17 protein-coding genes and 1 tRNA gene are annotated in these 17,364 nt (G+C 66.7%); 8 read left to right on the forward strand and 10 right to left on the reverse strand.

All coding sequences use genetic code 11. The annotated features are described in order from the left end of the window. Window positions 1-18: 18 nt before the first annotated feature. Genes KF783_RS05435 through KF783_RS05455 form a run of 5 tightly spaced genes read right to left on the reverse strand, consistent with a single transcriptional unit; the run spans window position 19 to window position 4,760 of the window. Window positions 19-1,002 carry a DNA polymerase III subunit delta' gene (locus KF783_RS05435; protein WP_294077198.1) on the reverse strand — a complete coding sequence of 328 codons (984 nt, stop codon included), beginning with the start codon at window positions 1,000-1,002 and terminating at the stop codon, window positions 19-21. After that, window positions 999-1,622 (reverse strand): dTMP kinase, encoded by a 624-nt coding sequence (tmk, locus tag KF783_RS05440; RefSeq protein ID WP_294077200.1) that lies wholly within the window; start codon window positions 1,620-1,622, stop codon window positions 999-1,001. The genes KF783_RS05435 and tmk overlap by 4 nt, the downstream gene beginning before the upstream one ends. Continuing rightward, window positions 1,619-2,785 carry a D-alanyl-D-alanine carboxypeptidase family protein gene (locus KF783_RS05445; protein WP_294077201.1) on the reverse strand — a complete coding sequence of 389 codons (1,167 nt, stop codon included), beginning with the start codon at window positions 2,783-2,785 and terminating at the stop codon, window positions 1,619-1,621. Before KF783_RS05445 ends, tmk begins: the two co-directional genes overlap by 4 nt. A 36-nt stretch (window positions 2,786-2,821) precedes the next feature. Beyond that, window positions 2,822-3,760: an SPOR domain-containing protein gene (locus tag KF783_RS05450; protein WP_294077203.1), complete on the reverse strand. Its 939-nt coding sequence runs from the start codon at window positions 3,758-3,760 to the stop codon at window positions 2,822-2,824. Next, window positions 3,744-4,760 (reverse strand): lytic transglycosylase domain-containing protein, encoded by a 1,017-nt coding sequence (locus KF783_RS05455; protein ID WP_294077553.1) that lies wholly within the window; start codon window positions 4,758-4,760, stop codon window positions 3,744-3,746. The genes KF783_RS05450 and KF783_RS05455 overlap by 17 nt, the downstream gene beginning before the upstream one ends. A 127-nt stretch (window positions 4,761-4,887) precedes the next feature. Between KF783_RS05455 and KF783_RS05460 the strand changes: the two genes are divergently transcribed. Continuing rightward, window positions 4,888-4,977, forward strand: a tRNA-Ser gene (locus KF783_RS05460). Window positions 4,978-4,996: 19 nt separating this feature from the next. On the opposite strand, the gene KF783_RS05465 is transcribed toward KF783_RS05460, so the two are convergent. Both KF783_RS05465 and serB read right to left on the reverse strand, forming a co-directional pair. Next, complete coding sequence (locus KF783_RS05465) at window positions 4,997-5,485, reverse strand: NUDIX domain-containing protein (RefSeq protein ID WP_294077206.1); 489 nt, start codon at window positions 5,483-5,485, stop codon at window positions 4,997-4,999. Next, the gene (serB, locus tag KF783_RS05470; protein WP_294077207.1) at window positions 5,470-6,351 is read right to left on the reverse strand and encodes a phosphoserine phosphatase SerB; all 882 of its coding nucleotides are present in this window, start codon (window positions 6,349-6,351) and stop codon (window positions 5,470-5,472) included. Before serB ends, KF783_RS05465 begins: the two co-directional genes overlap by 16 nt. Here serB and miaA point away from each other — a divergent pair. From miaA to ilvC, 4 genes are all read left to right on the forward strand, one after another. Further along, the gene (miaA, locus tag KF783_RS05475; protein WP_294077209.1) at window positions 6,344-7,279 is read left to right on the forward strand and encodes a tRNA (adenosine(37)-N6)-dimethylallyltransferase MiaA; all 936 of its coding nucleotides are present in this window, start codon (window positions 6,344-6,346) and stop codon (window positions 7,277-7,279) included. The two genes, serB and miaA, sit on opposite strands and share 8 nt — an antisense overlap. 80 nt (window positions 7,280-7,359) lie before the next feature. Then, complete coding sequence (locus KF783_RS05480; RefSeq protein ID WP_294077210.1) at window positions 7,360-9,120, forward strand: acetolactate synthase 3 large subunit; 1,761 nt, start codon at window positions 7,360-7,362, stop codon at window positions 9,118-9,120. Window positions 9,121-9,124: 4 nt separating this feature from the next. Further along, window positions 9,125-9,640 (forward strand): acetolactate synthase small subunit, encoded by a 516-nt coding sequence (gene ilvN, locus KF783_RS05485; protein ID WP_294077211.1) that lies wholly within the window; start codon window positions 9,125-9,127, stop codon window positions 9,638-9,640. A 110-nt stretch (window positions 9,641-9,750) separates the two neighbouring features. After that, entirely contained in the window at window positions 9,751-10,779 is a 1,029-nt protein-coding gene (ilvC, locus tag KF783_RS05490; RefSeq protein ID WP_294077555.1) for a ketol-acid reductoisomerase, read from the forward strand. Window positions 10,780-10,834: 55 nt separating this feature from the next. Here ilvC and KF783_RS05495 read toward each other — a convergent pair whose 3' ends face one another. Beyond that, the gene (locus KF783_RS05495) at window positions 10,835-11,269 is read right to left on the reverse strand and encodes a hypothetical protein (RefSeq protein WP_294077213.1); all 435 of its coding nucleotides are present in this window, start codon (window positions 11,267-11,269) and stop codon (window positions 10,835-10,837) included. Between the two features lie 270 nt (window positions 11,270-11,539). On the opposite strand from KF783_RS05495, the gene KF783_RS05500 reads away from it, so the two are divergent. The 3 genes from KF783_RS05500 (at window position 11,540) to argJ (ending at window position 15,305) form a co-directional block, all read left to right on the forward strand. Next, entirely contained in the window at window positions 11,540-12,175 is a 636-nt protein-coding gene (locus KF783_RS05500) for a YceI family protein (protein WP_294077214.1), read from the forward strand. A 190-nt stretch (window positions 12,176-12,365) separates the two neighbouring features. After that, entirely contained in the window at window positions 12,366-14,030 is a 1,665-nt protein-coding gene (gene leuA / locus KF783_RS05505; protein WP_294077216.1) for a 2-isopropylmalate synthase, read from the forward strand. A 54-nt stretch (window positions 14,031-14,084) separates the two neighbouring features. Beyond that, entirely contained in the window at window positions 14,085-15,305 is a 1,221-nt protein-coding gene (argJ, locus tag KF783_RS05510; protein ID WP_294077218.1) for a bifunctional glutamate N-acetyltransferase/amino-acid acetyltransferase ArgJ, read from the forward strand. 35 nt (window positions 15,306-15,340) lie between these two features. Here argJ and hfq read toward each other — a convergent pair whose 3' ends face one another. Further along, window positions 15,341-15,934 carry an RNA chaperone Hfq gene (gene hfq, locus KF783_RS05515; protein WP_366511703.1) on the reverse strand — a complete coding sequence of 198 codons (594 nt, stop codon included), beginning with the start codon at window positions 15,932-15,934 and terminating at the stop codon, window positions 15,341-15,343. 43 nt (window positions 15,935-15,977) lie between these two features. Further along, complete coding sequence (locus KF783_RS05520; protein WP_294077221.1) at window positions 15,978-17,351, reverse strand: sigma-54 dependent transcriptional regulator; 1,374 nt, start codon at window positions 17,349-17,351, stop codon at window positions 15,978-15,980. Window positions 17,352-17,364 lie beyond the last annotated feature (13 nt).

The following is a 17,364-nucleotide window of genomic DNA, read 5'->3' on the forward strand; positions in this document are numbered from 1 at the left end:
GCGCCCGCGCTGGAAGCATCAGCGTGGTGCAAGCCGTGCCAAAATCCCGCCCATCTCGAACACCGTGGCCTGTGCGTCCAGCGATTGCGCCAGCGCCTGCGGCCCCAGCGACGCCGCGCGTTCATAGGCGTCGATCGCTTCGGCAAGGGCGCGCCCCTCCCGTCCACGCGCCTGGTACGCGATAAAGGCGGGGACGCGTGTCAGAAACGCCTCGTATCGCGGCTGCGCCGCCTTCGCGCCCAACGTCTTCGCCAGCCGGGATCGAATGACATTGTCCACGTCGCCCTGCGCGGCGATCGCCGCCATCTCTCCGTCCAGCGTCGCCAGGTCGAGGCCGGCAAACCCCAGCGCCTTGCCCACCGAGCCATTGCCCGCGCGCACCAGCGCGTCGATTTCCGCAGCACTCGCATCACCCAACCGCGTGCGGAGCAGTTCGGCGACCTGCGCGTCGGGCAACGGATCGAACCGCAGCGTCCGGCACCGCGACCGGATCGTCGGAAGCAGACGCCCCGGCGAGTGGCTGACCAGCAGAAAGATCGTCCCGGCCGGCGGCTCCTCAAGATTCTTGAGCAGCGCATTCGCGGCGCCGGGGCGTTCGACATCGTCGATCGAATCGATCAGCACCACCCGCCGGTCGGACAATGCCGGTTTGGTCGCAAACATCGGCAACAGCCCGCGCACCTGTGCGATCGGGATCGAGCGGGCGAGATTCTGGTCGGGCTTGTCCGGATCCTTGGGCAGCCGCACCAGTTCGCGATAATCGGGATGTGCGCCGCGCGCGATCAGCCGCGCGGTCATATTGTCGTCGGGCAGGTCGAAATCGCCCGGTAACGGCCCCTGCCCCGCCGCTTCGGCGAGCATGCGCGCCGCCGCCGCGCGCGCGAACGCAGCCTTTCCCACACCTTCCGGTCCCGCGAACAGCCATGCGTGGTGCAGATGCCCGCTCGACATCGCGGCGCGGAACGCGGCCTTTGCCGCGGCATTGCCCGGCATTGACGTCATGGCAGCAGATCGGTCAGCGCGTCCAGAAGCGACGTCGTGACGTCATCCTCGCTCCCGCGCGCATCGATCAGGCGGACGCGGTCCGGCTCGTCTGCGGCGATCCGCCGAAACTGCGCCGCGACCGCGGCGTGAAATTCCGGCCCGCGTGCGCCAAACCGGTCCGCCGCGCCGCCGTCACGCGCGAGCGAGCGCGCATGGCCCGCCCCGTCGGGCAGGTCGAGCACCAGGGTCCGGTCGGGCAGAAGCCCTTTCGATCCGAACGCGTGGAGCGCCAGGATCGCGGCATCGTCAATGTCCTGCGCCCCCTGATAGGCGCGCGTCGAATCGAGATAGCGGTCGCAGATCACCCAGCTGCCCGCCTCCACCGCGGGGCGAATCAGCTTTTCAACATGATCCGCGCGCGCGGCGGCGAACAGCAATGCCTCGGCATGCGCGCTCCAGCGATTGACCGCGCCCTGCATCAACAGGCCGCGAATCGCCTCCGCGCCGTCGGTGCCACCGGGCTCGCGAGTCCGCACGACATGGACGCCCCGCGCCTCCAGCGCCTCGGCCAGCCGCCGCGCCTGGGTCGACTTACCCGCACCTTCCCCGCCCTCCAGGCTGAGAAAGCGTCCCCTCACGCGCCGAACAGCGAGAGGAACCCGGCCCAGGCGCGCCCGAAAAAGCCCGCCTCACCCACATCCGCCGCCGCGACGAGCGGCAGCCGCTGCTCGGGCATACCGGGGGAGGTCACGACCAGATCGGCGATATGCGCGCCCGCCTTGATCGGCGCCTTCACCGGGCCGTCATACACGACGCGAGCCTGGAGATCCGGATTGCTTCCCGCCGGGATCGCGATCGCCAGGTCGCGCGGCGCCACCAGCCCGACGCTCGACGCATCGCCCAGCTGCACCTGGGCGGTTTCGACCTGCCGCCCCTTGTTCACCAGCTTGCGCGAGGACCAGGCGCGAAAGCCCCAGTCCATGAACTTCACCGACTCCTCGATCCGCGCATTGAAACTGTTCAATCCCGCGACGACCATCACCAGCCGGCGGCCATTCTGTTCCGCCGACCCGGTAAAGCCATAGCCGGCCTCCTCGGTATGGCCGGTCTTCAACCCGTCGGCGCCCTTGACGCGGCCCAGCAGCGGGTCGCGGTTCGCCTGGGTGATCGGCGCGCCGCCCATGGTCGAGCCATAGGTAAAGCTCTCCTTGGAATAGAAGCGCTTGTAGAGATCGGGAAAATTCTCGATCGTCGCCTTGGCCAGCGTCGCCAGGTCGCGCGCCGTGACATAGGTGCGCCCGCCATCGGGCCAGCCATTGGACGTCCCGAACTGGCTGTTCTTCAGGCCGATCTCGCGCGCCTTCTGGTTCATCAGGTTGACGAACGCCGGCTCGGTCCCGGCAATTCCCTCGGCCAGCACCACGCACGCGTCATTGCCCGACACGACCATGATTCCGTTCAACAGATTCTCGACGCTCACCTTCGTACCGGGTGAGAGGAACATGGTCGAACCCGCTGACGGACCATGCCATTTCTTCCAGGTTTCCGGCCTGACGTCGATCTCCTGATCGAGCTTCAGCTTGCCCTGCTTGATGAGGTCGAACGCCACATAGGCGGTCATCATCTTTGCCATGGATGCCGGTGGCATCCGCCGGTCCGCGTCCTTCTGGAACAGGACGGCGTGGGACGACAGATCCTCCATATAGGCGACCGGCGCGCTGGTTTCGAACGGCGGCGTCTGCGCGGCGGTGGGCGCGACGGCGGTGGTGAAGGCGGCGGCGGAGAGCAGGAACTTCTTCATGGGATCAGATCGGGTCCGGATGGTTCGAGGGAAAGGTCAGGGAACGGAAACGAGTCGCGCATCGCCATAGCCGCGCCGCGCCACATCCGCACGCGCGCGTTCGGCGGCGGCATTGCTGTCGAACGGCCCGATCTGGACGAGGTACAGGCCGCGCGCCGGGCGGACGATTCCGCCCAGCTGGCTGGCGAGATCGCGGGCGCGCGCCGCGTTTGACAGCGCGGCGACCTGGACGAACAGCCCCCGTGTCGCCCGCTGGGCGGGGGCTGGCCGCTGCGGTGTCGGGCGCGACGTTGCGGCGGACGATGCCGGTGCGGGGGTCGGCGGCTCGGTTCGCGCCGTGCCGCGCTCGCCCAGCCGCTTGCGCAGACCGTTGAGCAGCACCGGGGGCGCGTCGGCGCGCGGCGACACGGGGCGTCCGGCGCTCAGCAACGCCTGGTCCTGCGCGGTCACGGTGACCCGCCGTACCCGCACCGGGGGCGTGCCGGTCACCCCCAACTGTTGCGCGGCGGCGGCGGACAGGTCGATCAGGCCGCTACCCGGTCCGCGAACCTGGATCAGGATCGTGCGGCCGGTGTCGAGCGCGGTGACTTCGGCGAAGCTGCCCGCCGGCAGGACCGCGCTGAGCGCATAATGCCCGTCGCCCGCCCCGGCGTAGCCGGCATAGCCGACCCGGTCGTACCGCTCTTCCCCCGGGCGCAGCTGCGAAGATCCTTGCGGCCCCTGGGAAGACGGCGGCGCGCCCTCCATCGTCGGGGACGGCTGCTGGCCGGAATATTGCGGTGATGGCGGTGCCGCCGGCTGCGGCTGCTGGGCAGGTGGCGCCTCGTCCTGCGGGCGCACGCGATAGGTCGGCGCGCGCTCGGCCGGCTGCGCACCGGCATAGACCGGCGCCGGGGGCAATTCCTCCAGGCCACCCCGCCCGCCGCACGCGCCAAGCAGCGCGAGCGGAACGACCAGGCTAGTTTTCAACCGCATCGGCCAGCAATCCCACCGATAGAGCGTAGAAGTTCGAGCAATTGTAATCGAGGATCACGCGGTAATTGCCCGTCAGCAGATAGGCTGTCTTTCCCGGCCCGTCCGGCTCCAGCAGCGTTGCCTGGATGTCGCCATCGGGCCAGCGCCCGCTGCGCGGCACGATCCCCATCGCGCGCCATTCGGCCATCGACCGCCATTGCGAATGCCGTTCGAACACCCGGTTGCAGCGCGGCGCATTGGTGCGATTGGCCACCGCCGTCCGGTCGAATCCCGCCGGAACATTGACCGCGACGCCCCATGGCTGGCCCGGACGCCAGCCGGCGTTGACGAAATAATTGGCGATCGAAGCCAGCGTATCGGCCTCGCTCGACCAGATGTTGGCGACGCCATCCCCGTCGCCGTCCCGCGCGAGCCGCAGATAGACCGACGGAAGGAACTGGGGATAGCCGAACGCCCCGGCCCAGCTTCCCTTCAGCCGGTCGCGCGGAACCCCGCGATCGATCATCTTCATCGTCGCGATGAACTCGGCCGCGAACAGGCTGCGCCGACGCCCTTCATAAGCCAGCGTCGCCAGGCTGCGTGGCAGGTCGAAGTCGCCGGTATAGGCGCCGTAATTGGTTTCATGGCCAAAGATCGCGACCATGATCGATTCGGGGACCCCCGTCTCACGCTCCACCTGCGACAGCCGCGCGCGCAGGCGGCGATAGGTGTCGCGCCCGCGATTGATTCGCGCCGCATCGACATGGCGGGCCTGATAGGGGGCAAAGGCGGGAATCGGCCCGTTCGGACTGCCGCCCGGCTGGTCGCGGTCCAGCTCGACCACCCGCGCGCTCAGCGTCAGCGACGGCAGCACCATATCGAGCGTCCGGGCGCTCACGCCCTCGCGCAGCGCCTGCTGCCGCAACTCGCCATTGATATAGGTCTGAAAGCCGGCCTCGTCCTGAGCCACGGCCGGCGACGCGGCAAGCAGCCACGCCCCCGCCACCGTGCCGACCGTCATGATACGCCGTACTAGGCCGCTGAATCCCCGCATGCCGCCTTTCTGCCACAGCCCCGCCCGGGCATGAACCCCCTGACGCACCCCTCTTGCAGAAAAACCGCCAAACGCCCAAAGGCGCCGGACCAGCGGAGAGGTGGCCGAGTGGTTTAAGGCAGCGGTCTTGAAAACCGCCGTGGGTTCACGCCCACCGTGGGTTCGAATCCCACCCTCTCCGCCAACGCGCGCCGCGCGCTTCCTCACGGGTCGGACGGCGCCGCGTCGGGCGTCAGCAATGCGAGTGCGGTCCGGATCCATCCGCGCTCCGTTTCGGAAAGACGCGCGGGAAGCCGGTCCAGCGCGAATGCCGCGACTTCCGCGATTTCCAGCGATCGGCGCGGCGCATGATCGACCCCGGTGAGCAGGAACAGGGTCACCCGGTCATGCTTCCAGTCGATCCGGTGCTCGAACCGGTCGGCGATTGCGCACCGGCTCCAGCCGCGCAGGCCGATTTCTTCGCGCAATTCGCGCAACACCGCCGCCTCGTCCGCCTCCCCCCGGTTCGCCTTCCCTCCGGGAAGGTGCCACCCGCGCAGATAGGTGAGGCGGACCAGCACCACCTCGCCTGCCGGGGTCAACGGAACCGCATGGACGCCGCGCGTATGCGGTCGGGTGAAGAACCAGAGCGCGCGGCGCAGCTGGTGCGCTGCCCCCATCGCGATCCGGACCAGGTTCAATCCGCCACCCATTCGGCACGCGGATATCCCTGCGCGTACAGCAGCGCGGTCAGGTCGCCATGGTCGATCCGCGCGCCAGCCGCGGCCGCAACCACCGGCTTGGCGTGATAGGCGACGCCCAGCCCCGCCCTGCGGATCATCGCCAGGTCATTCGCGCCGTCACCCACCGCCATCGTCGCGTTCGCATCCAGCCCCAGTTCGTTCATCGCCCCCAACAGGGTCTCCTCCTTGGTCGAGGAATCGACGATCGGCTTGCCGACCTTGCCGGTGAGCGCATCGCCGTCGATCAGCAGTTCGTTGGCGATCACCCGGTCGAACCCGATCTGCGCGCCCACCGGCTGCGCGAACCGCGTGAACCCACCCGACACCAGAATGGCATGTGCGCCGTGCGCCTTCATCGTCCGGATCAGCGTCCGGGCGCCCGGCATCAGCCTCACCCGCTCGGCAAGGCACCGGTCGATGGCGTCCGCGCCCAGTCCCGTCAGCAGCGCGACCCGCGCGTCCAGCGCCTCGGCGAAATCCAGCTCGCCGCGCATCGCCGCCTCGGTCACTTCGGCGATCTGCGCCTTGATCCCGGCATAGTCGGCCAGCTCATCGATGCATTCGACGGTGATCATCGTCGAATCCATATCGGCGACGATCAGCTTCTTGGCGCGGTTGGCGGCGGGCTGAACCACGGTGTCGATCCCGGCAATCGTCCCGTCGATCGCCGTGCGGCCGGCCTCCGGGGCCTTGTCGAACGGCAGGTCCACCGCCACGCCCTCATCGAGCGACACCGGCTCGCCGGGCGCACACCCCGCCGCGCGAAGCCTGTCGAGCACGTTGGAAATATCGCCCGCTTTCAGCCTGTCCGCTGCTATCAAGGTCGCAATGAACATGCCGAACTCCATGAAGCCAAGGGTCGCGCTCATCGCAGGGCCGACCGCGAGCGGCAAGTCCGCTCTCGCGATCGAGCTGGCGCGGCGTATCGGCGGTACGATCATCAATGCCGATTCGGCGCAGGTCTATGCCGATCTCCGCATCCTCACCGCCCGTCCGTCACCCGAGGAGGAGGCGCAGGCGCCCCATCGCCTGTTCGGCCATGTCGCCGGGAACGAGGAATATTCCGCCGCCCGCTGGGCGCAGGAAGCGCGGGCGGAGATCGAAGCGGCCGCTGCCCGGAACAGCCTGCCGATCCTGGTCGGCGGGACCGGCATGTATATCCGCACGCTGCTGGACGGGATCGCTCCGGTGCCGCAGATCGATCCGCAGGTTCGCGCGAGCGTTCGCGCGCTGCCCGTGGCCGACGCGCATATCCGTCTTCGCGAACTGGACCCGGAGGCGGCGCGGCGCCTGCACCCGGCCGACACCACGCGCGTCGCCCGCGCGCTGGAGGTGGTGGTCGCCACCGGCCGCGCGCTTTCCGACTGGCAGGGCGACCGCGTCGGCGGGATCGGCGGCGCGATCGCGCTCCATCCGCTCATCCTGCTGCCCGACCGCGCCTGGCTTGCCGCCCGGTGCGACCGCCGGCTCGTCGCGATGTTCGACAGCGGCGCGGTCAAAGAGGTTCGGGCGTTGATCGCGCGGACCGATATCACCGCGTCCGCTCCGGTCCGCCGCGCCATCGGCGTCGCCGAAATCGCGGCGATGGAGGCCGGCGAAATCTCACGGGAAACGGCGCTTGAACGCACCCAGGCGGCGACTCGTCAGTATGCGAAGCGGCAATATACCTGGCTGCGCCACCAGATGCCGGGCGAATGGCCGCGCCGGGATGAGACAGAAATATCCAAACAAATATCCTCATTCGCATCATTATTACACAAATAGAGGTTGACACGTATCTTTCATACGCATAGCAGCGCGCTTCCCCGGCTGCTATTGCAGTGCGGCATCAAAGGAGACGTGACGTGGCGGAGAAAAGCGGAGCCGATATCCTGATCGAGGCGCTGGTCGACCTCGGTGTGGAGGTCGTGTTCGGCTATCCTGGCGGTGCGGTCCTCCCGATCTACGACGCGATCTTTCAGCAAAAGAAGATTCGCCACATCCTCGTCCGCCACGAACAGGCCGCGACGCACGCGGCGGAGGGTTATGCCCGCGCGACCGGCAAGCCCGGGGTCGTGCTCGTCACCTCCGGTCCCGGCGCGACCAACGCCGTCACCGGCATCACCGACGCGCTGATGGATTCGATCCCGATGGTGGTCATCACCGGCCAGGTGCCGACCCATCTGATCGGTTCCGACGCGTTTCAGGAGGCGGATACGGTCGGCATCACCCGCCACTGCACCAAGCACAACTATCTGGTGAAGGACCCCGCCCAGCTCGGCGCGGTCGTGCATGAGGCGTTCCACATTGCCACCTCCGGCCGCCCCGGCCCGGTGGTGATCGACATTCCCAAGGACGTGCAGATCGCGACCGCGCGCTACGCCAAGCCCGGCCCGATCCAGCACAAGACCTATCGCCCGCAGGTCAAGGCCGATCCGGCGCTGCTCGATGCGGCGATCGAAATGCTCGCGGCGGCGGAACGGCCGATCTTCTACACCGGCGGCGGCATCATCAATGCCGGACCGGGCGCCTCGCAATTGCTGCGCGAGCTGGCAAAGATCACCGGCGCGCCGGTTACCTCGACGCTGATGGGCCTGGGCGCCTTCCCCGCCTCGTCGGACCAGTGGCTCGGCATGCTCGGCATGCACGGCACCTATGAAGCCAATATGGCGATGAACCAGGCCGATCTGATCGTCGCGCTGGGCGCGCGGTTCGACGATCGCGTGACCGGTCGGCTCGACGCCTTCGCGCCGCATGCGAAGAAGATCCATATCGACATCGACCGATCGTCGATGAACAAGACGGTGCGGGTGGACCTGCCGATCGTCGCCGATGTCGGCCGCGCGCTTGAGGACATGGTCCGCCTCTGGAAGGCGCGCCAGCACCCGAAACCCGCCCTGGGCGACTGGTGGCGCCGGATCGAGGGGTGGCGGCACGTCCGCTGCCTCGACTTTCCGGAGGACGGCCCCGGCTTCGATCCCGAAACCATCATGCCGCAGCGCGCGATCCGCGCCTTGTGGGAGGCAACGCACAACCAGGCACCGATCATCACGACCGAGGTCGGCCAGCATCAGATGTGGGCGGCCCAGCATTTCGGCTTCGAAGCGCCGAACAAGTGGCTCACCAGCGGCGGCCTCGGCACGATGGGCTATGGCCTGCCGGCCGCGATCGGCGCGCAGCTCGGCAACCCGAACGCACTCGTCATCGACATCGCCGGCGAAGCGTCGATCCAGATGAACATCCAGGAACTGGCGACCGCGACCCAATATCGCCTGCCGGTCAAGATCTTCATCCTCAACAACGAATATATGGGGATGGTCCGCCAGTGGCAGGAACTGACCTATCAATCGCGCTACGCCGAAAGCTATAGCGACGCCCTGCCCGATTTCGTGAAGCTCGGCGAAGCCTATGGCTGGAAGGGCATCCGCATCGACAAGCGCGGCGAACTGGACGACGGCATCGCCGCGATGCTCGCCCATGACGGCCCGGTGATCGTCGATTGCCGCGTGGCGAAGCTCGCCAACTGCTTCCCGATGATACCGTCGGGCGCCGCCCATACCGAAATGCTCCTCCAGGCCGCCGAAGTTTCGGGGCTGATGGACGACGAAGCCAAGGCGCTGGTCTGATCCCATGCACATCAAGGAAGAAAAGGCCGAGCGGCACACGCTCGCCGTCATCGTCGACAACGAACCGGGCATCCTCGCGCGGATCGCCGGCCTGTTCACCGCGCGCGGCTATAATATCGAGAGCCTGACGGTCAGCGAGATCACCGACGACAAATCGGTGAGCCGCATCACCATCGTCACCAGCGCCAGTCCGCATGTGCTCGAACAGATCGTGGCGCAGCTCGACCGGCTGGTGCCGGTGCATAAGGTGCGCGACCTGACCGCCGAGGGCGAGCATGTCGAGCGCGAACTGGCGCTGGTCAAGGTCGCCGGCACCGGCGATCACCGGATCGAGGCGCTGCGCCTGTCTGAGGTCTATCGCGCCCGGGTGGTCGACGCGACCATCTCCAGCTTCGTGTTCGAAGTCACCGGGACCACCGAAAAAATCGACAAGTTCGTCGAACTGATGGGCGAAGTCGGCCTGATCGAGGTCGCTCGCACCGGCATCGTCGCCATCGGCCGGGGCAAGGAAGCGGCCTGAACAATTTCTTCCGTGCTCCTGCGAAAGCAGGAGCCTAGGGCCATAAGCGATATCGCCCGTGACTCTGGGCTCCTGCCTTCGCAGGAGCACGGTCAGCTTACGAAAGGGAACTGACTGAAATGCGTGTCTATTACGATCGTGACGCCGACCTGAACCTGATCACGGGTAAGAAGATCGCCATTGTCGGCTATGGGTCGCAGGGCCATGCCCACGCCCAGAACCTGCGTGACAGCGGGGTGAAGGAGGTCGCGATCGCGCTGCGCGAAGGCTCCGCCACCGCGAAGAAGGCGGAAGGCGCCGGGTTCAAGGTGATGTCGAACAAGGAAGCGGCGCAATGGGCCGACATCCTGATGATCCTGGCCCCCGACGAGCATCAGGCGGCGATCTGGGAGAACGACCTGAAGGGCAATATGAAGTCCGGCGCGGCGATCGCCTTCGCGCACGGGCTGAATGTCCATTTCGGGCTGATCGAGCCGCCCGCGGATATCGACGTCATCATGATCGCGCCCAAGGGGCCGGGCCACACCGTGCGCAGCGAATATGTGCGAGGCGGCGGCGTCCCCTGCCTGATCGCGATCCACCAGGATGCGACCGGCAACGCGCATGACGTGGCACTCGCCTATGCCAGCGGCGTCGGCGGCGGCCGATCGGGGATCATCGAGACGAATTTCAAGGAAGAGTGCGAAACCGACCTGTTCGGCGAACAGGCGGTGTTGTGCGGCGGCATCACCCACCTGATCCAGGCCGGGTTCGAAACGCTGGTCGAAGCCGGCTACGCCCCCGAAATGGCGTATTTCGAGTGCCTTCACGAAACCAAGCTGATCGTCGATCTGCTCTATGAAGGCGGCATCGCCAACATGCGCTATTCGATCAGCAACACCGCCGAATATGGCGACATCACCACCGGCCCGCGGATCATCACCGACGAGACCAAGGCAGAGATGAAGCGCGTGCTGGCCGATATCCAGTCGGGCCGGTTCGTAAAGAACTTCGTGCTCGACAATCGCGCCGGTCAGCCGGAGCTGAAGGCCGCGCGCAAGGCGGCCGAGGCGCATCCGATCGAAAAGACCGGCGCGGAGTTGCGCGCGATGATGCCGTGGATCGGCGCCAACAAGCTGGTCGACAAGGAACGGAACTGAGCCAGAGCGAAGGCGCCCCGGCGAGGCGCCTTCGCCGCCGGTCAGCGGTCAGCGGTCAGCGAGTCTCGCCGACCGGCCCGTCCGTCGAGCCGAAGATTTTCTGGCAATTGTTCTTGTTCTGCTTGAACACGCACCAGTCGCGGCACGACTGAAGGGAGCCATCGCGCTGATCCCAGGCCTTGGTACACATGCGATACGCCCGGTCTTCCCGATCGGCATCGATCAGGCCCTGCTTTTCATCCGAGACATATTGCATCAGCGCCAGCACAAAGGACGCGCCGATCGCCAGCAAGCCCAGCGCGCCCTTCATCTGGTTGCTGCCCTCGGCGCGATTCGCCGCCTCAGACTGCTCATAGCTATCGTAGATGAGCACGCCCGCGGCATTACGACGGTTGAACGCATCGCGCTTGATGTTCTCGGCACCCTTTGCCCACCAGGTGCAAAGCGCAATGCCACCGACGAACAAGGTAATTGCGACCAGGTAGTACATCGCGATTCTCCCCCTTAGCCTGTCGGACGATGCCGATCCGGATTTTGCCACGCAAGAGAATTGCGTGTCGCCCCGGCTAGGCTGAGATCGAAGCCAGTGGCGGGGCCGAGGCGCATCCCATCGAAAGGACCGGCGCCGGCAAGCTGGTGGAAAAGGGCGAGAGCCGATCCGTCCTGGGCGGGCGGAAACGATCGGTTTCCAACGCGTTGTTTGACGCGCGCGCGATGTTTCTGAAGGCTGCGCGCCCGTCGTCACGTTCGGAGACCGCCCATGCGCATCCTCATCGCCGCCCTCGTCGCCACTACCGCCGTTGCGACGCCGATCGTCGCCCAGCAGATGAAGGCGCCGGGGACGAAGAATGTCGCCATCGTCACCGGCGGCACCTATCAGGTCGATCCCAATCACACTTTCGCGACATGGACGGTCGATCATTTCGGCTTCACACCGCTCACCGGCATCTTCGGATCGATGACCGGGACGCTTCAGCTGGATCCAAAGGCTCCCGCAGCGACGAAGGTCGATGTCACTATCCCGATCGAAAAGGGCCTGATGACGGTCGAGGGGCTGAAGAACCACTTCCTCCGCCCGGGCAAGGATGGCGGCAAGCCCGATTTCTTTGGTCCGGACCCGGCTCCCGGCCGGTTCGTGTCCACGCGCGTCACCGTCCGGGGCAAGGATGCGGCGACGCTGGCCGGCAACCTGACCCTTAACGGCGTGACGAAGCCGGTGACGCTCGCGGTGAGATTCTACGGTGCCGGCCGGATGCCCGCTCAGATGGGCGGGAAGGAGAATGTCGGCTTCACCGCGACCGGCACGGTCCGGCGCAGCGATTTCGGTCTGGGTCTCGCCGTCCCCCTCGTCTCGGACGAGGTGCAACTGAACATCTCTGCCGCCTTCATGAAGTAACCGCAGAAACCAGGCTTTCTTTGTTAACCCGCGCGGGCTATGGGCGGCACATGACTGCCATCCATGGCCTGCTTCTTCTTGCACGACTTACGCGCCCTTAGGGCGTGAACCTGCGCGGGCGCGTCCTGCGCACACGGCCTAAGGGCGAACCGAGCCACCCCGACCGCCATATCTGCAAGCGAGCTGACCCATGTTGCGCGATCCCAGCGTCAAATACCGCCCCTTTCCCCAGATCGACCTGCCCGACCGGCAATGGCCGAACCGCACCATCACCCGCGCGCCGCGCTGGCTGTCGACCGACATGCGCGACGGCAATCAGGCGCTGATCGACCCGATGGACGCGGAGAAGAAGACGCGTTTCTTCGACCTGCTCTGCCGCGTCGGGCTGAAGGAGATCGAGGTCGGGTTCCCCAGCGCGGGCGCCACCGAATTCGATTTCATTTCCGCACTGGTGCGCGATGGCCATGTTCCCGACGACGTGTTCGTCCAGGTGCTGACCCAGGCCCGCCGCGATCTCATCGACACCACGTTCGACAGCCTGGTCGGCGCGAAACAGGCGATCGTCCATGTCTATAACGCCGTCTCGCCGGCATGGCGGCGGATCGTGTTCGACATGGACCGGGCGCAGGTGAAGCAGATCGCGGTCGATGCGGCGAAGCTGTTGCGCGACAATGCCGCCGCCCGGCCCGATACCGACTGGCATTTCCAGTATAGTCCCGAAACCTTCTCCACCGCCGAAATCGATTTTTCGGTCGAAGTGTGCGCGGCGGTGATGGACGTGCTGCGGCCGACGGCGGACCGGCCCATCATCTTCAACCTGCCCGCAACCGTCGAATGCGCGACGCCGAACATCTATGCCGATCAGATCGAATATTTCTGCCGGCATATTCCGAACCGTGAAGCGGTGGTGGTCTCGCTCCACACCCATAATGATCGCGGCACCGGCGTCGCGGCGGCGGAACTCGGCGTGATGGCGGGGGCCGATCGGGTCGAAGGCTGTCTGCTCGGCAATGGTGAGCGCACCGGCAATTGCGACCTCGTGACCGTCGCGATGAACATGTACACGCAGGGCGTCGATCCTGGCCTCGACTTTTCGGACATCGATGAGGTGGTGAAGACGGTGGAATATTGCACCAACATCGCGGTGCATCCGCGCACGCCCTATGCCGGCGAACTGGTCTTCACCGCCTTTTCGGGCAGCCACCAGGACGCGATCAAAAAGGGGTTCGCGGCCCAGGAAGCCCGCAACGACGCCTATTGGGAGGTGCCGTACCTGCCGATCGACCCGGCCGATCTGGGGCGCAGCTACGAAGCGGTGATCCGCGTCAATTCGCAAAGTGGCAAGGGTGGAGTCGCCTGGGTGCTGGAGCAGGACAAGGGGCTGAAACTCCCCAAGCGGCTCCAGGCGGATTTCAGCCGCCACGTCCAGCGCATGGCCGACGAAACCAGTCGCGAACTCAACGCGCGGGACATCTGGCGCGCCTTCGCCGCCGCCTATCGTCTCGATCACCCGCAGCGCTTTCGCCTAGGCGCCTATGACGAAACGCGCGCGCCGAACGGCGAACGGATCTTCGCCGGCGCGATCCTGCATGACGGCGTTCAGAAATCGGTCAGCGGACGCGGCAACGGGCTGATTTCCAGCGTCGTCGCCGCGATCCGCGACGGGTTCGGCGTCGATCTCGATATCGCCGATTATGCCGAACACGCGATCGGTCATGGGTCGGGCGCCCAGGCGGCCGCCTATGTCGAATGCCGCACCGGCAACGGCGATACCGTATGGGGCGTCGGCATCGACGAGGATGTCGCCACCGCCAGCGTCCGTGCCGTGCTCAGCGCCGCTGGCGCGGTCGGCTGACGCGTCCAGGCCTCTCGACCGCGCACCGCTCTCCCTCAGTCCGCAGGAACCCCGATGCCCCCCTCCCCCCTCGCCTCTCCCTTCCCGCCGCTGCCTCCCGTCGCCGGCGTGACCCCGCGGGTCGCGCGCGCGCAATACAAAGCCTGGGACCGCTGTGACCTCACCTTCGTCACGCTGGATGCGGGGACCCGCGTCGCCGGGGTGACCACCACCAGCAAATGTCCCTCTCCGGAAGTCGAATGGTGCCGCGACGCGCTCGTGCTCGGCCAGGCCCGCGCGCTCGTGGTCAATGCCGGCAACAGCAACGCCTTTACCGGCAATCGGGGCCGCGCGGCGGTGGAGGCGATCGCCGCCCGCGTCGCCGCGCATCTGGGGTGCAGCCCTTCGGACGTGTTCGTATCCTCGACCGGCGTGATCGGCGTGCCGCTTCCGATCGACCGGGCAGAGGCGGGGCTGGACGCCGCCTTCGCCGCGCCGGTCTGCGGGTGGGAGGACGTCGCGAACACGATCGGCACCACCGACACCTTTGCCAAGGGCGCGATGACGACCGCCGTCGTGGACGATCGCACCGTCACCCTGGTCGGCGTGATCAAGGGATCGGGCATGATCGCGCCCGACATGGCGACGATGCTGGGCTATGTCTTCACCGACGCCGCGGTCGATTCCGCCTTTCTTCAGCGCGCCCTGTCGGACGCGAACGCGCGCAGCTTCTCGTGCATCACCGTCGATAGCGACACGTCGACCAGCGATACCGTCCTCGCCTTTGCCACCGGCGCGGCGGGCAACGCGCCGCTTGCGTCGGACGATGACGACGGCGCCGATGCCTTTCGCGCGGCGCTCGCCGATCTCTGCCTGCAACTCGCGCACCTTGTCGTCCGCGACGGCGAGGGCGCATCGAAATTCATCCGTATCGATGTCGAGGGTGCCGAAAGCGACGCCAGCGCACACCGCATCGCGCTCAGCATCGCCAATTCACCGCTGGTCAAGACCGCGATCGCAGGGGAAGATGCGAATTGGGGGCGGATCGTAATGGCGGTGGGCAAAGCCGGCGAACCCGCCGATCGTGACCGGCTCGCCATCACCTTTGGCGGCACCCCCGTCGCGCGCCACGGCCTCGCGGTCGAGGGCTATGACGAAGCCCCGGTCGCCGCGCATCTGAAGGGGCAGGACATCGATATCGGCGTCGATCTGGGACTGGGAGAGGGCCGCGCGACCGTTTGGACGTGCGACCTCACCCATGGCTATATCTCGATCAACGCCGATTATCGCAGCTAGGGCGGCGGCGCGGCCCCGCGCGCCGTCGGCGGGCGTCAGTCCCCCTCGCCCTCATCGGCCAGGTTGAGGGGGTGCGCCGGCTGGATGGTCGATACCGCGTGCTTGTACACCAGCTGATAGACCCCGTCGCGCTCCAACAGCATGCAGAACAGGTCGAACGCAGCGATCCCGCCCTGCAACATCACGCCGTTCACCAGGAACATCGTGACATTCTCTTCCTGCCGCTTCACCGCGCCCAGGAAGATTTCCTGCAATACCGGGTTCTTCGACGCGCTGTCCGGAACCGCATCGACGATCGACGCCACATCGATCGCACCCGACGGCATGATCGTGGAGATCGCGTGCTTATAGATCAGCTGTGACTGGCCATCGCGGCGCAACAGTACGGAGAAATTGTCGAACCAGGTGACGATCCCCTGTAGCTTCACGCCCTTCACCAGGAACATGGTCACCGGCGTCTTGGATCTGCGAAGCGCGTTGAGGAACAAATCCTGAAGCGAGGTATGCTTGTCGGCCATTTGATCGGCTCCACTATTCTTGGCGGGATCTTTCCCGCGACAGGCGCCGTTTCCCGGCGTCGGAGGCGCGCCACCCACGGCGTGCAGCGCCAATCTAGGGTGCCGCCACACCCAGGTCTAGGGTTCTGTGCAGCGGCGGGTCGCCGGCGCGACGCTATTCGTCCCGCGCGTCGGTGATCCCCAGCAATTTCAGCTTCCGGTGCAGCGCCGATCGCTCCATGCCGATGAAGTTCGCGGTGCGCGAGATATTGCCGGAAAAGCGGCGGATCTGGATGCGCAGATATTCCCGCTCGAACGATTCGCGCGCTTCCTTCAGCGGCGCGCCCATCATCGCGGTGGCCCCCGCCGCGCCGCCCTCGTCGCGCCCACCCATGATGTCGGCGGGAAGCAGGTCCAGGTCGATCCGCCCGATCCGGTCGCCGGGGGCAAGGATAACGGTCGCCTCCACGATGTTGCGCAACTGGCGTACATTGCCCGGCCATTCATAGCTTTGCAGCGCCACCATCGCCTCGGGCGACACCTCCGGGGTCGGCACCCGTCGTTCATTGGCGTAATGCGCCACGAAATGCTCGACCAGAGAGGGGATGTCTTCGCGGCGTTCCGCCAGCGGCGGAATCGGCACCGGCACGACGTTCAGGCGATAGAACAGGTCCTCGCGGAACCGTCCCTCGGCGATCTCGACCATCAGGTCACGGCCGGTCGCGGAAACCACGCGGACATCGACCTTCACCTGCCGCTGCCCGCCGACGCGGCTGAACTTCTGTTCGGTCAGCACGCGCAGGATGCGTCCCTGCGTCGCCACCGGCATGTCGGCGATCTCGTCCAGAAACAGCGTGCCGCCATGCGCCTGCTCCAGCAGGCCGGGATGGACCAGATCGTCCTCTTCGAGGCCGAACAGCTCCTCCTCGACGCGCTCCGGGGTCATGCGCGCCGCGCTCACGATCACGAACGGTCCCGCCGCGCGCGTACTCCATTCGTGCAGCAGCCGCGCCGCCACCTCCTTGCCGGTGCCGGGTCCGCCGGTGATCATCACCCGGCTGCCGGTCGCCGCGACCCGTTTCAGCGTCGCGCGAACGGTGTTGATCGCGTTCGACGTCCCGGTCAGGTCGGTTTCGCGCCCCACGCTCGCGCGCAGCGACGCGACCTCGCGCCGCAGCCGTTCGGTTTCGGTCGCGCGCTCGACCAGCAGCAACAGTCGCTCGGCCTCGAACGGCTTTTCGATGAAGTCGCTCGCGCCGCGCCGGATCGCCGCGACCGCCGTGTCCAGATTGCCATGCCCTGAGATCACCAGCACTGGAATCGAGGGATCGCGCCGCTTGATTTCATCGAGCAGGTCCAGCCCGTCGAGCCGCGATCCCTGCAACCATACGTCGAGCAGCACCAGGCTCGGCCGACGCTCGGCAATCGCCTCCAGCGCGGCGTCGCTGTCGGCCGCGCCACGGGTCTCATAACCCTCATCCTCAAGAACGCCCGCGACCAGTTCGCGGATGTCGCTCTCGTCATCGACCACCAGAATATCGAGTGTCATGCGTTCGGTCCGT

It is taken from the genome of Sphingomonas sp. (assembly GCF_019635455.1).
Classification (GTDB): domain Bacteria; phylum Pseudomonadota; class Alphaproteobacteria; order Sphingomonadales; family Sphingomonadaceae; genus Sphingomonas.

Bases quoted from the DNA above. Each gene is read 5' to 3' on its own strand.
- KF783_RS05455 (WP_294077553.1), bottom strand. From the start codon at position 4,760: ATGACGGTCGGCACGGTGGCGGGGGCGTGGCTGCTTGCCGCGTCGCCG.
- argJ (WP_294077218.1), top strand. From the start codon at position 14,085: ATGCCCCCCTCCCCCCTCGCCTCTCCCTTCCCGCCGCTGCCTCCCGTC.
- KF783_RS05495 (WP_294077213.1), bottom strand. From the start codon at position 11,269: ATGTACTACCTGGTCGCAATTACCTTGTTCGTCGGTGGCATTGCGCTT.
- leuA (WP_294077216.1), top strand. From the start codon at position 12,366: ATGTTGCGCGATCCCAGCGTCAAATACCGCCCCTTTCCCCAGATCGAC.
- KF783_RS05520 (WP_294077221.1), bottom strand. From the start codon at position 17,351: ATGACACTCGATATTCTGGTGGTCGATGACGAGAGCGACATCCGCGAA.
- KF783_RS05445 (WP_294077201.1), bottom strand. From the start codon at position 2,785: ATGAAGAAGTTCCTGCTCTCCGCCGCCGCCTTCACCACCGCCGTCGCG.
- serB (WP_294077207.1), bottom strand. From the start codon at position 6,351: ATGTTCATTGCGACCTTGATAGCAGCGGACAGGCTGAAAGCGGGCGAT.
- ilvN (WP_294077211.1), top strand. From the start codon at position 9,125: ATGCACATCAAGGAAGAAAAGGCCGAGCGGCACACGCTCGCCGTCATC.
- KF783_RS05435 (WP_294077198.1), bottom strand. From the start codon at position 1,002: ATGACGTCAATGCCGGGCAATGCCGCGGCAAAGGCCGCGTTCCGCGCC.
- miaA (WP_294077209.1), top strand. From the start codon at position 6,344: ATGAACATGCCGAACTCCATGAAGCCAAGGGTCGCGCTCATCGCAGGG.
- KF783_RS05500 (WP_294077214.1), top strand. From the start codon at position 11,540: ATGCGCATCCTCATCGCCGCCCTCGTCGCCACTACCGCCGTTGCGACG.
- KF783_RS05450 (WP_294077203.1), bottom strand. From the start codon at position 3,760: ATGCGGTTGAAAACTAGCCTGGTCGTTCCGCTCGCGCTGCTTGGCGCG.
- KF783_RS05465 (WP_294077206.1), bottom strand. From the start codon at position 5,485: ATGGGTGGCGGATTGAACCTGGTCCGGATCGCGATGGGGGCAGCGCAC.